Annotated in this window: 12 protein-coding genes; 9 read left to right on the top strand and 3 right to left on the bottom strand. The window is 65.6% G+C overall.

The annotated features are described in order from the left end of the window. Nucleotides 1–380: 380 nt before the first annotated feature. The 6 genes from IB225_RS11310 (at nucleotide 381) to IB225_RS11285 (ending at nucleotide 7,680) form a co-directional block, all read left to right on the top strand. Nucleotides 381–2,846, top strand: coding sequence for a TonB-dependent receptor (locus tag IB225_RS11310; RefSeq protein WP_192311343.1), 2,466 nt, complete (start codon nucleotides 381–383; stop codon nucleotides 2,844–2,846). A 109-nt stretch (nucleotides 2,847–2,955) separates the two neighbouring features. After that, nucleotides 2,956–3,591 carry a PepSY-associated TM helix domain-containing protein gene (locus IB225_RS11305; RefSeq protein ID WP_192311342.1) on the top strand — a complete coding sequence of 212 codons (636 nt, stop codon included), beginning with the start codon at nucleotides 2,956–2,958 and terminating at the stop codon, nucleotides 3,589–3,591. A gap of 29 nt (nucleotides 3,592–3,620) precedes the next feature. Further along, nucleotides 3,621–4,151, top strand: a complete 531-nt coding sequence (locus IB225_RS11300) for a DUF2271 domain-containing protein (protein ID WP_192311341.1) — start codon at nucleotides 3,621–3,623, stop codon at nucleotides 4,149–4,151. 35 nt (nucleotides 4,152–4,186) lie between these two features. Continuing rightward, on the top strand, nucleotides 4,187–4,999 hold the full coding sequence (locus IB225_RS11295) for a DUF4198 domain-containing protein (protein WP_192311340.1): 813 nt from the start codon (nucleotides 4,187–4,189) through the stop codon (nucleotides 4,997–4,999). Between the two features lie 45 nt (nucleotides 5,000–5,044). Further along, nucleotides 5,045–6,037: an FAD:protein FMN transferase gene (locus tag IB225_RS11290; RefSeq protein ID WP_225583700.1), complete on the top strand. Its 993-nt coding sequence runs from the start codon at nucleotides 5,045–5,047 to the stop codon at nucleotides 6,035–6,037. 59 nt (nucleotides 6,038–6,096) lie between these two features. After that, nucleotides 6,097–7,680: a flavodoxin domain-containing protein gene (locus tag IB225_RS11285; RefSeq protein ID WP_225583698.1), complete on the top strand. Its 1,584-nt coding sequence runs from the start codon at nucleotides 6,097–6,099 to the stop codon at nucleotides 7,678–7,680. A gap of 13 nt (nucleotides 7,681–7,693) precedes the next feature. Here the strand turns inward: IB225_RS11285 and IB225_RS11280 are convergent, their stop codons facing one another. Beyond that, nucleotides 7,694–8,284, bottom strand: a complete 591-nt coding sequence (locus IB225_RS11280) for a HutD family protein (protein ID WP_192311338.1) — start codon at nucleotides 8,282–8,284, stop codon at nucleotides 7,694–7,696. A gap of 287 nt (nucleotides 8,285–8,571) precedes the next feature. Beyond that, nucleotides 8,572–8,910, bottom strand: coding sequence for a helix-hairpin-helix domain-containing protein (locus IB225_RS11275; protein WP_192311337.1), 339 nt, complete (start codon nucleotides 8,908–8,910; stop codon nucleotides 8,572–8,574). 242 nt (nucleotides 8,911–9,152) lie between these two features. On the opposite strand from IB225_RS11275, the gene IB225_RS11270 reads away from it, so the two are divergent. The 3 genes from IB225_RS11270 (at nucleotide 9,153) to IB225_RS11260 (ending at nucleotide 11,528) form a co-directional block, all read left to right on the top strand. Beyond that, nucleotides 9,153–10,643, top strand: a complete 1,491-nt coding sequence (locus IB225_RS11270; RefSeq protein WP_192311336.1) for a M20 family metallopeptidase — start codon at nucleotides 9,153–9,155, stop codon at nucleotides 10,641–10,643. Nucleotides 10,644–10,772: 129 nt separating this feature from the next. Continuing rightward, a complete protein-coding gene (locus IB225_RS11265) occupies nucleotides 10,773–11,039 on the top strand; it encodes a GlsB/YeaQ/YmgE family stress response membrane protein (protein ID WP_192311335.1) in 267 nt (88 codons plus the stop codon). A gap of 60 nt (nucleotides 11,040–11,099) precedes the next feature. Continuing rightward, the gene (locus IB225_RS11260) at nucleotides 11,100–11,528 is read left to right on the top strand and encodes a hypothetical protein (RefSeq protein ID WP_192311334.1); all 429 of its coding nucleotides are present in this window, start codon (nucleotides 11,100–11,102) and stop codon (nucleotides 11,526–11,528) included. 16 nt (nucleotides 11,529–11,544) lie between these two features. Here IB225_RS11260 and IB225_RS11255 read toward each other — a convergent pair whose 3' ends face one another. Further along, nucleotides 11,545–12,951, bottom strand: a complete 1,407-nt coding sequence (locus IB225_RS11255) for a mannose-1-phosphate guanylyltransferase/mannose-6-phosphate isomerase (RefSeq protein WP_192311333.1) — start codon at nucleotides 12,949–12,951, stop codon at nucleotides 11,545–11,547. Between the last annotated feature and the right edge of the window lie 37 nt (nucleotides 12,952–12,988).

Below are 12,988 nucleotides of genomic sequence, written 5' to 3'. Positions count from 1 at the left end.
GCCAGTTTCATTCCGCATGAGCTGAGTGAAGAGGATCCCCCGCGGGAACCGAAGCATCAGGAATCGCCCGCCAAGAAGCCCCGCCTGAAGGCGTTGCTGGTGCAAACGGCACCAGCCGCCGATCCAGCGCTACCGCTGGCGTTTCATCTGTGTGCTGACGCTACGACCCCGACCTCGCACGTCATCCCACGGCGCGCCGAACCCGAGTCGTGCGCACGGCGCGAAGACCCTGTTCTGCGTCTGCATCCAGGCCAAGCGCCTCCTCCGCACACCGTCTGACGTGTGCGCCGGCACCATGCCGGTGACCCTCTGCTGATTCTTCGTGGCGCCGGCGTCTGAGCCTGCGCCGCGCTCTTCGTTTCCCTCACTTCGTGAATGCCATGACCCACACCCGTTTCTCCGGGCGCGCTTGCCTGCGCCGCCATCGCCTCGCTGTCGCCGTGATCGCCCTCACCGCGGCACCCGCCTTCGCCCAGATCGCTCCTAATGGTGCTACAGACGCGACCGATCTCGATACCGTTGTCGTGACCGCCGCAGGCTTCGAACAGAAGATCACCGATGCGCCCGCCAGCATCAGCGTGATCACCCGTGAAGAGCTGAGCAAGCGTCCCTACATGACGCTGCTTGACGCGGTGCGCGATCTTGAAGGCGTCGACGTCGGCGAAACGCGCGACAAGACCGGTCAGGGCACCATCTCCATGCGCGGCATGGGCTCGGACTACACGCTGATCCTGGTCAACGGCAAGCGCCAGAACAATCACGGCGACATCTACCCGAACAGCTTCCAGGGCAACCAGTTCAACCACATTCCGCCGTTGGACGCGATCGAACGCATTGAAGTGATCCGCGGCCCCATGTCGACGCTGTACGGCGCAGACGCGATGGGTGGCGTCATCAACATCATCACCAAGCGGACGCTGGACAGTTGGCACGGTTCGGCTACCCTCGCGCGGACCTTCGAGAGCGACGATCAGTTCGGCGACGACAGCACCGCCGATCTGTTCGTGACTGGCCCGCTCGTCCCGGGCACCCTCAGCCTGAGTGCACGTGCCAGCTGGTACCAGCGCGATGCCTCCAATCCGGTCTATGCCAGCGCGACCGATCCCTCCGGCGTCGTGCACCAGCCGTCGCTCGGCTTCGGCGGCGGCGGCAAGACCGTCGACAACACCAACAAGGCCGGCGGCATCAGCCTGGCCTGGACGCCAACCGACAGCCAGACCATCACGCTGGATTACGACGTTTCACGGCAGGAGTACGACAACGCCATCAAGATCAACGACGACGGCGTTGAGGAGTATCCGGTAGGCACAGTGGACAACTACGGTGCCGTCCTTCGCATCGGCAACAATGGCCGCGTGGAGCCGCGCGCCGGCTACGCGCCGACGCAGGAGTTCACCCGCGACAGCTGGACGCTGACGCACGAGGGCAACTGGGGCTTCGGCAACAGCTTCGTCTCGCTGTCGCACGTGGCCACCAACAACGATGGCCGCACCCTGCCGTTCACCGTCGATCAACGCCAGGAACTGCAGACGCTGTGGAATGCGGCGTGCACCAACCTGGGTGGCACCGTAGGCGGCAGCGGCTACTGCGCACCCGGCACGGCGATTGGATACAACAATGCCAACGCATGGAACAACCTGTCCGAGGCACGCAAGCTGGAAGTCATGCGGGCGAACCTCAACGATGCGCAGTACGCTGCCCTGATGGGCACGCTGCCGCGCCCGAAGCGCACACTGGAAAGCGCGCAGTACACGCTCGATGCCAAGCTGGATATTCCTTTCGAGCTGGCTGGCGAACATACCGCTGTGATCGGCACCCAGGTCATCCGGGGTGAACTGACCGACGGCGTCTTCGGCATGGAAGCGGGTGTGCCCGGCGGCACGCAGGACCACAACATGTACTCGCTGTTCGTGGAGGACACCTGGAAAGTGCTGGCGCCGTTCTCGCTTACCGGCGGTGTGCGCTATGACAACCACGACGTATTCGGCAGCCATGTCAGCCCGCGCCTCTATGGCGTGTACTCCATCAGCAGCCAGTGGACCGTCAAGGGCGGTATCAGCACCGGCTTCAAGACGCCCAAGACGACGCAGCTCTACGACGGCGTCACGGGCTTCGGCGGCCAGGGCACGTCGCCGATGTTCGGCAATCCGGACTTGCAGCCCGAAACCAGCACCAGCACCGAGATCGCGACCTATTGGGAGCACCCGGCGGGCCACACCTTCAACCTGACGCTGTTCCGCAACGAATTCGACGACAAGATCGCGTCGCAGCCCTGCGGCGCCAACTTCACGCTGGTGTGCTCCAGCACGGGCGAGTACGCCGAACTCGGCTATTCGACCAGCACCAAGACGGTCAACATCGATGAGGTGGTCATCCAAGGTGCGGAAGTGGCGGGACGCTGGCAGATCGTCGACAGCGTGAGCTTCCGGGCGAACTACACCTACACCGACAGCGAACAGAATAGCGGCGCGCAGAAGGGACTGCCGTTGGGCAACAGCGCCAAGCACATGGCCAATGCCACCATCAGCTGGCAGGTCTCCGAGCCGCTGAGCATGTTCCTGACCGCAGAGGCGCGCTCCAAGCGCTATCGCGGGCAGGACGCCGCCACCGGCGCCCAGCTCTACTACAAGGACTACGAAGTCCTCCACCTGGGCGCGGCCTACAAGGCGACGGATTGGCTGACCGTCAACGTGCGCATCAACAATCTGCTGGATCGCGATTTCACTACCTACCAGCACTCGTTCATCAACAACAACGACGGCAGCTGGACGCTGTCGACGCTGGACGACTACAACAACAAGGACAAGGCCCGCAATTTCTGGCTGAGCTTCAACGTCAACTTCTGAGCCGCACAGGCGTTCCCCTCCTGACCGGGAGGGGAACGCCCCTTCAATTGAGAGCCATTCTCATCTGTGATGTAATGGCGGGCCGCTACACCCTGCGTCGAGACTGCCGTTGTCCCCTTCCGCCTCCCCTGCCCTCCAGCAACAGCGCCGTGGCTTCTGGCTGCGGACGTTGCATCAGTGGCACTGGATCAGTTCGGCGATCTGTCTGATCGGGATGCTGCTGTTCGCGATCACGGGGATCACGCTGAACCACGCCTCTAAGATCGAGGCCACGCCCGACGTCACCAATCTCACCGCCACCATACCCGCGCCCGTGCTCGCGACGCTGGGAGACCGGCAGGAGGGCAATGCACCGCTGCCCGCCGAGATTGCCGGCTGGCTGGAACAGGAACTGTCGGTGTCGATCGGCAAGCGACCCGCGGAATGGTCGGATGTGGAGCTCTACCTCTCGATGCCGGGTCCGGGCACCGACGCCTGGCTGAGCATCGATCGCGAATCCGGCGCGGTGGAATACGAGCAGACCAACCGCGGCTGGATCTCCTACTTCAACGATCTGCACAAGGGTCGCAATGCCGGCCCGGCCTGGGGATGGTTTCTCGACATCTTCGCCGTGGCCTGCCTGGTTTTCTGTATCACCGGCCTGTTCCTGCTCTACCTGCATGGCAGGCAGCGCAGCATGACCTGGCCGATGGTCGGCCTGGGCCTGCTGGTACCACTGCTGATCGCCCTGCTCTTCATTCACTGACTCCCCTCCACGAACCCACGAGTGACCGCATGTCGAAGATCGCTGTCCACACCACGCTGACCATCGCGCTCAGCGGCCTGCTGGCCACGCCGGCCTACGCCGCCACGCTCGACGTCAACGTCGAAGTCCCCAAGCTCAACGTCGCCGAATACCACCGCCCTTACGTCGCAGTGTGGGTCGAAGGGGCCGACCAGAAGGTCGCCGCCAACCTCTCCGTCTGGTACCAGCAGACCAGCAACTCCGAAGGCCACGGCACCAAGTGGCTGCCCGACATGCGTCAGTGGTGGCGCAAGTCCGGGCGCACGCTGCAGGTGCCGGTGGACGGCATCACCGGTCCGACCAAGCCGGTCGGCAAGCACGCTCTGAGCTTCAGCGACAAGCAGCACCTGGCGAAGCTCGCCCCCGGCGAGTACACGCTGGTCGTGGAAGCCGCGCGTGAAGTCGGTGGACGCGAACTGTTGAAGATTCCGTTCACTTGGCCCGCCAAGGGCAAGCCGCAATCGGGCAAGGCACAGGGCACCTCCGAACTCGGTGCCGTCACGCTGACCGTCAAGCCCTGACCTCTTTCCATTCCCCTACGAAGCTGGAGATCCCGATGAAGCGTTCCCTTGCCGTGGCCATCGCCCTGGCCTCTGTCATCCCCGCCACCGCGCTGGCCCACAAGGCCTGGCTGCAGCCCTCGCAGACGGTCATCGCCGGCAATAACCCGTGGATCACGGTAGACGCTGCCGTGTCCAACGACCTGTTCTACTTCAACCACGTACCGCTGCGCACCGAAGGCCTTGCCATCACCGCGCCCGACGGCAGCACGGTGGAAGCGCAGAACCTGGCGACCGGCAAGTACCGCACGGTGTTCGACGTCGAGTTGAAGCAGCAGGGCACCTACCGCATCGCCACGGTCAACAAGGGCCTGATGGTTCGCTGGGAAGGCGCGGACGGCAAGCCGGGCGGCCTGCGTGGCGCCAAGCCGGAAGACCTGGCGACCAAGGTGCCGAAGGACGCGAAGAACCTGCAGGTGTCGCAGTCCATCGGCCGCATCGAGACCTTCGTGACCAACGGTTCACCGAACGACACTGCGCTGAAGGCCACCGGCGAAGGTATCGAGCTGATGCCGGTGACGCATCCCAACGACCTGTTCGCCGGTGAGCCGGCGAAGTTCAAGATGCTGGTCGACGGCAAGCCGGCAGCGGGCCTGGAGTTCGAGATCACCCGTGGCGGCACGCGCTATCGCAACGCGCAGGAAGAGATCAAGGTCACCACCGACGCCAATGGCGAGTTCAGCGTGACCTGGCCGGAAGCCGGTATGTACTGGCTGGAAACCGGCACGCAGGACGAAAAGACCACCGTGCCGCAGGCCAAGCAGCGTCGCCTGAGCTACGTCGCCACGCTGGAAGTCCTGCCGCAGTAAGTGCTCACCGCACCGCCGGACACGCGTCCGGCGTTGCGCACTGGAATGACCATCTCCCCCTCCCCTTCCTCCGCACACGCGGCGCACGTCCATGCGCTGCGCGGGCAGACCATGGGCACCACCTGGTCCGTGCAGTACGTCAGCGCAGCACGCCCGGACCTGCATGCGTTGCATGACGCCATCCAGGCGCGTCTCGACGTTGTGGTGGCGCAGATGAGTACCTGGCAGGCCGACGCGGACATCATGCGTTTCAATCGTGCGCAGGCGGGGACCTCGTTCACGTTGCAGGACGATTTTCTGCAGGTGCTGAAGACAGCCCTGGAGGTTGCAGCCACCAGCCATGGCGCATTCGATCCCACCCTGTCGCCGCTGGTGGCCGCGTGGGGCTTTGGCGCGCACGCTGAGGGACATGGCAGGCCGGCGATGGACGAACTGATTGCGGCACGCACTCGTGTCGGTTGGCAACAACTGCAGCTTGATGCCGTCCAACGCTGCGTCATCCAGCCCGGCGGTGTGATGCTCGACCTGTCAGCCATTGCCAAGGGCTACGGCGTGGATGTCGTCGCCCGCCTGTTGCGTGTGCGCGGCGTTGAAGCCGCCCTGATCGAAGTCGGCGGCGAACTGTATGGCTACGGGCGCAAGGCCGATGGCACGCCCTGGCGCGTGCTGGTGGAATCCTCGCCGGACGAGGAAGCGGACAGCGAAGGGCTGGAGCCACGCGTTCTGGCGCTCGATCGTCTCGCCGTCGCCACCTCTGGAGACCGCTGGCACGCCTATACGCACGATGGCCGACGTTACTCCCACACGATCGATCCCCGCACCGGTGAGCCGGTGACGGATGCTGCCGCTGCGGTCACCGTGATCGCCGCTGACGCGATGCATGCCGATGCCTGGGCTACCGCGTTGACCGTAATGGGGCCGGAAGAGGGCCACGCGTTTGCCGTCCGCCAGGATTTGGCCGCACGCTTCCTGCAACGTGATGCTGGCGGCCTGCGGGAAACGATGACGCCCGCCTTCGAGCGTCATCTCGCCGCATGAGCGCGCCATCGTCCGTCCAGCCTCGCGACATCGCTCCGGTGCTTGGCAACGCGCTGGTCATGCTTTCACTGGCCGCGTGCGCCTGGCTGCTCGCTGGCTTGCACGACGAGGCCTGGTGGCAGGCCATGCCCTCCGCGGCACGCCGCTACGCGGCGGCGGGTTCGGTGCTGGCCTATGTGGGGCTCGTCGGCTGGTTCCTGCACCGCGCGCGCGCGCGCGACCGGGCTACGCAACCCACCACCACCGCCGGACACGACGCCCTGTGGGTGGTGCATGCCAGCCAGACGGGCTTCGCGATGGAACTGGCCGACATGACGGCTGATTCGCTGCGTCACGGCGGCGTCACCGTGCAGCGCGCGGGACTTGAGCATCTGGATGCAGCGCGCCTGCAAGGCATCACGAAGGCGGTCTTCGTGATCAGCACCACCGGCGAAGGCGACCCACCGGATCCCGCGCTGGGCTTCGTACGCCAGGTCATGTCGCAATCGCTCCCGCTGACAGGCTTGCAGTACGCCGTGCTGGCGCTGGGTGATCGCGAGTACGAGCAGTTCTGCGCCTTCGGCCATCAGGTGGACGACTGGCTCCGGCGTCAGGGCGCGCAGCCGATGTTCGATCTGGTTGAAGTCGACAACGCCGACGACAGCGCACTGCGCCATTGGCAACACCATATCGGTCAGCTCGGCAATGGCGATGAGGCGCCGGACTGGGCGGCACCCCGCTACGAGTCGTGGCGCCTGCGCGACCGTGTCGAATTGAATCCTGGCAGTCTCGGCGGGCCGGCGTACCACCTCTCCCTTGCACCGGAGGACGGCACATTGCCTGCCTGGACGGCCGGCGACATCGCCGAGATCGGGCCGAGGCATGCCGCCGGGGACGTCGAGGATTTCCTGCGCCTCATCGACGTGCAAGGCGCCACGCAGGTTCGATGGCAGGACGAAATGCAGGCACTGGACGCCGTGCTGGCGCGCAGCCACTGGCCCGACAGGGATGCCATCGCCGTACCCGTGGACGCCCAGGCGTTGGCGAACGCGTGCACGCCGCTTCCGCACCGCGAGTACTCGATCGCGTCCGTACCTGCGGACGGCGCATTGCACCTGCTGGTGCGCCTGATGCAGCGCGCGGACGGCACGCCGGGGCTGGGCAGCGGCTGGCTCTGCCGGCACGCGCGCCCGGAAGATGACATCGCGTTGCGTGTGCGGCGCAATCCCAACTTCCATCCGCCGGCCGACGACACGCCGATGATCCTGATCGGCAACGGCACCGGACTCGCCGGCCTGCGCGCCCATCTGAAGGCCCGCGCGCGGGCGGGAGCCACGCGCAATTGGCTGCTGTTCGGCGAGCGCCAACGCGCGCACGACTTCTTCCATGCCGACGAACTGCTCGCTTGGCAGGCGCAGGGAACGCTGGAGCACCTCGACCTGACCTTCTCCCGCGACGGCGGCGAACAGCGCTATGTCCAGCACGCCTTGCTGGCGCAGGCAGAGCGCTTGCGACAATGGGTCGACGGGGGCGCCGCGATCTACGTCTGCGGCAGCCTGGCAGGCATGGCACCCGAGGTGGATGCCGCACTGCGCACCGTGCTCGGCGACGAGCTGATCGAAGACCTGCGCAGCAGCGGCCGCTACCGCCGCGACGTCTATTGACGGATCGGCATCGTCAGTCGTCGACAGCTTCGATACGGATGGCCAGCAGCTCGCCGCCACCCTGCAGCGCATAACGCGTCCGCTCTTCGCCCGGCACGAGGATGGCGGTGTCGCCGCTCCAGAGATGACCCAGGCCGCCCGCCGCATCGAATGCCGCCTGCCCGGCGATCAGATGGACGACCCAGTGCACGCCCGGTTCGGTGAAGAACAGCATCGGCCCCACCAGCGGGCGATGCAGCAGCTCGGCGCGGACACGATCACGCCGCCACATCAGGTTGAAATCGTGCGTCGCGCCATCGATCAGTTCACCGGTCACCGCATCCTCGCCAGCAAACCGCAGGCGATCATGCGGCGGAAGCAGGTCAACGGCGCGTCCATCGTCGAACGTCAGGCGCAGCCCGTTTCCACGGAGCAACACAAGTTCGCGATCAATGCCGGGAAATGACGAGAACGCCGCGTCGCGTTCGATTTCGGCGATCGACAGCCGCCAGTCCCACGCATCGCTGTCCGGCACCCGCACGATCTCGCGCGTCCAGCCCAGGCCGTTCTTCCAGCGCTCCCGCCGGTACTCGTTCGCGGGGATGAGGCGTGACGATGCAGGCATGGTGTCTCCGTATCTGGACGCCGCGCGATTCTAGCCCGAGCGTTCACCCGCGATGCGCGCCCCCGGACGCAAACACGACAACGCCCGGGTGCGCATCCTGCGCGCCCGGGCGTTGTCCACCTCCGTGTCGGCATCCTGCCAGTATCAGGCTCCTGCCCGTTCCTGATCCTTGCGCGTCCAGCGCGATGTGGATACGTCCTTGTCGGCCTCCTGCCTGTGTCCCCCTGGCATCCTGCCCCTGTGCATGGCGCCCCACCTCCTGTGGAGACGCCCCGCGCGGGATTCGATCAGCGACGCGCCACCGGCTTGGCGGGTGCCGCTGCTGCAGCCGCCGGCTTGCCGGCTGGCGTGGTGCCGGTGCGCAGTTCAATGCGGTCGCGGTTCTGCTCGATGGTGCTCAGGCCGATGCCCTTCACCATGGCCAGTTCCTCGGCGCTCTTGAACGGTCCGTTGGTCTTGCGGTACTCGATGATGGCGGCGGCCTTGGCCGGCCCCACGCCGATCAGCACGCGATCCAGCGCGGCCGCGTCGGCGGTGTTGATGTTGACCTTCTCTGCCGCCATCGCCTGCACGGCGAACAGCAGCGACAGCGCGGTGGCGAACACGATGTGGATGAACGACTTCATGACGACTCTCCTTGTGGTGTTGGACTCTCCATGCATGACCGATGCGTCGCAGCATCCGCCATGTTTCCGTCGGTGGTCCGGGGACCGCTGCGGTAGGGAAAGTGTCCAACGCCGACGGGAGCCAAGATATCGCCCGGGCGCGGGAGAATCTGCCCGTAAACACCGCGACCAAGTGTAGGAAAAGTCCTACCCTCGGCCAGGGCGTAGAATGGCGCCCTGCCTTTTCAGTACCCGGAGTTCCCATGGATACCGCCAAAGTCGACCGCTTCGTTGCCGAGAAGTGGGATGACGACATCGTCCCGCAACTGGTCGAGTACATCCGTATCCCCAACAAGTCGCCGATGTTCGACAAGGACTGGGTGGCCAACGGCTACATGGAGCAGGCGGTACAGCTGATGGAGCGCTGGGCGAAGGCACAGTCTGTGCCGGGCATGCAGGTGGAAGTGGTCCGCCTTGAGGGCCGCACGCCGCTGATCCTCATCGAGATTCCCGCCAGCGGTCCGGAAACCGGCGCCGACACGGTGTTGCTGTACGGCCATCTGGACAAGCAGCCGGAAATGACCGGCTGGGACGACGACCTCGGCCCCTGGGTGCCGGTGATCAAGGGTGACAAGCTCTATGGCCGCGGTGGCGCCGATGACGGCTACGCGATTTTCGGCTCGCTGGCCGCCATCCAGGCGCTGCAGCAGCAGGGCGTGCCGCACGCGCGCTGCGTGGTGCTGATCGAAGCCTGTGAGGAATCCGGCAGCTACGATCTGCCCGCCTACGTGGACCACCTGGCCGACCGTATCGGCAAGCCGTCGCTGGTCGTCTGCCTGGATTCGGGCTGCGGCAACTACGAGCAGCTGTGGTGCACCACGTCGCTGCGCGGGCTGGCCGGTGGCAACTTCACCGTCAAGGTGCTGGAGGAAGGCGTGCATTCCGGCGATGCCTCCGGCGTGGTGCCATCCAGCTTCCGCCTGCTGCGCCAGCTGCTGTCGCGACTGGAAGACGAACAGACCGGCCGCATCCTGCCCGAAGGCCTGCAGGTGGAGATTCCCGCCGCGCGCCTGGCGCAGGCGCAGGAAGCCGCACGCGTGCTCGACACGGCAGTGTTCGACAAGTTTCCGTTCCTGCCCGGCATGACGCCGATGGCCGAAGATCTGGCCGAGCTGGTGCTCAACCGTACCTGGCGCCCTGCCCTGTCGGTCACCGGCGTGGACGGCCTGCCGCCGCTGTCGTCGGCAGGCAACGTGCTGCGCCCCTACACCTCGGTGAAGCTGTCGCTTCGCCTGCCGCCGACGCTGGAAGGCAAGCAGGCCGGTCAGCTGCTGAAGGAACTGCTGGAGAAGGATCCGCCGAACGGCGCGCAGGTCAGCCTTGATCTTGAGAAAGCCAGCACCGGCTGGAATGCGCCGGCGATGTCGTCGTGGCTGGAGAACGCCATCGACGCCTCCAGCCGCGAGTTCTTCGGCAAGCCCGCCATGTACATGGGCGAAGGCGGCACGATCCCCTTCATGGGCATGCTGGGCGAGAAGTTCCCCGGCGCGCAGTTCATGATCACCGGCGTGCTGGGACCGCACTCCAATGCGCATGGTCCCAACGAGTTCCTGCATATCCCGATGGGCAAGAAGGTCACCGCCTGCGTGGCGCGCGTGATCGCCGAACACCACGCTGCCAGCGTCCGTGGCGAGACCACCGGCGTGGCCGCCGTGGCCGGTGGCGAGCAGCACGGCGATCACGGCTGCTGCTGATCTGAGGGGACAGGAAGCGGAAACGCCGGGGAAACCCGGTGTTTTCATTTCCAGCACCAGGGATGGCAGGGCAGCCCTTCGCCCTGCTAGGCTCGCATCGCCCCACACCTTCCCAACCGGAGTGATTCGATGGAACAGATTTTCGGTGGCGGTATTCTCTGGACCCTGCTGATCGGCTTCCTCGCCGGCCTGCTTGCGCGAGCGCTCAAGCCGGGCAATGACAAGCTCGGCTTCTTCATGACCATCCTGCTCGGCATCGCCGGCGCTCTGCTGGCGCGTTACGTCGGCGGCGCGTTGGGCTGGTACGGCCCGGGTGAACCCGCAGGATTCATCGCCTCCGTGGTCGGCGCCATCGTGCTGCTGGTCATCTACGCGATGGTGAAGAAGAAGCGCTGATCCTCACGTGCAACGCGATCGAATGCCCCCGCTCGGGGGCATTTTTTTCGAGGAATTTCGATGCGCAACACATCACTGACCCTGTTCCGCTTGCTGCTGGCGATGTCCAGCCTTGCTGCCGGTTCCACGCTGGCCGCATCACCCCTCGACGGCGCCTGGCGCCTGGAATCCGGCAGCCATGTCGACGCCGACGGCAAGGAGAAGGACTACGCCAGCCTCAAACTGCAGGGCACGAAGTTGCTGGCGGATGGCCGCTTCTCCTTCACCACCGCACAGGATGGGCGTTTCTGGGCTGGCGGTTCGGGCCGCTTCACGGCTGATGCGGACACCTACGTCGAGACGCCGGAGATTGCGTCCTATCCTCTTGTGGACGGTGGCAGTTACCGTTTCCGCTACACGCTCGAGGGCGACACATGGACGCTGGAACGGTACGAGGACGGCAAGCGCGTCGAGCGCGAAGTCTGGCGGCGCGTGACTTCCGCGCCGTGACCGCACGCCTGCCGGTTTACTGGCTGCGACCGTAGACGTCCTCGAAACGCACGATGTCGTCTTCGCCCAGATAGCTGCCGGACTGCACTTCGATCAGTTCCAGCGGCACCTTGCCGGGATTCTCCAGGCGATGCTTCACACCGAGCGGGATATAGGTGCTCTCGTTCTCGGACAGCAACAGCGTCTCGTCACCACGCGTCACCTTGGCGGTGCCGCTGACCACGATCCAGTGTTCCGCGCGGTGATGGTGCATCTGCAGGCTCAGTGACGCACCCGGCTTGACCTTGATGCGCTTGACCTGGTGACGGCCGCCGTTGTCGACCGAGTCGTAGCTGCCCCACGGACGGTGCACTTCACGATGCAGGACCGCCTGGCTGCGCTGCTCCTTCTTCAGTTGCGCGACCACCTGCTTGACCTCCTGCACGCGATCCTTGCGCGCGACCAGCACGGCGTCATCCGTTTCCACCACGACGATGTCGTCCACGCCCACCAGCGCGACCAGGCGCTGCGCGTAGGCATAGCTGTTGCGGCTGTCCACCGCGATCACGTCGCCATGGTGGGCGTTGCCCTCGGCATCGCGCTCGGCGACATCCCACAACGCGGACCAACTGCCGACATCGTTCCAGCCGATATCGACCGGCAGCACCATCGCGTGATCCGTCTTCTCGAAGACGGCGTAGTCGATCGAGTCGGACGGACAGGCAGCGAACGCCTCCTTGTCCAGACGCACGAAATCGCCGTCGTGCCTGGCCGACCCATGCGCTGCGCGCACCGCCTCGACGATGTCGGGACGGAATCGAGCGAGTTCTTCGAGGTAGCGGCTGGCACGGAACAGGAACATGCCGCTGTTCCAGTAATAGCCACCGGCATCGAGATACGACTGCGCGGTCGCGGCATCGGGTTTCTCGACGAAGCGCGACACCTTGCGCAACCCGTCACCGGTCTCGGCCTGGATGTAGCCGAAGCCGGTTTCCGGTGCATCCGGCACGATGCCGAAGGTCACCAGTGAACCAGCATCTGCGGTGGACGAGGCTTCGTGCACGGCGCGCTGGAAGCCCGCAACATCACGGACGACGTGATCCGACGGCAGCACCAGCAGCAGCGGATCCGAACCATCCGCCATCGCCTGCAATGCGGCCGCGGCGATCGCGGGCGCGGTGTTGCGTCCGACAGGCTCCAGCAGGATGGCCGGCGCAGGCGCTCCGATCTGGCGCAGCTGTTCAGCGACCAGGAATCGATGTTCCTCGTTCGCGACCACGATGGGAGCGAGCTCGGCGATGGCGTCGACGCGACGCCAGGTCGCCTGCACCATCGTGTCGTCGCCCGCGAGCGGAAGGAACTGCTTGGGATAGGCCTCGCGTGACAACGGCCACAGGCGCGTACCGGAGCCGCCGGACAGCAACACGGGTTGGAGTTTGGCCATGCAAGCCTCGCAAGTCGGTAGGGCCCCAGTTTACCCT

It is taken from the genome of Pseudoxanthomonas sp. PXM02 (assembly GCF_014851805.1).
Classification (GTDB): Bacteria; Pseudomonadota; Gammaproteobacteria; order Xanthomonadales; family Xanthomonadaceae; genus Pseudoxanthomonas_A.
Note: the sequence above shows the minus strand (reverse complement) of the source record. Positions and strands in the feature narration are given on the sequence as shown.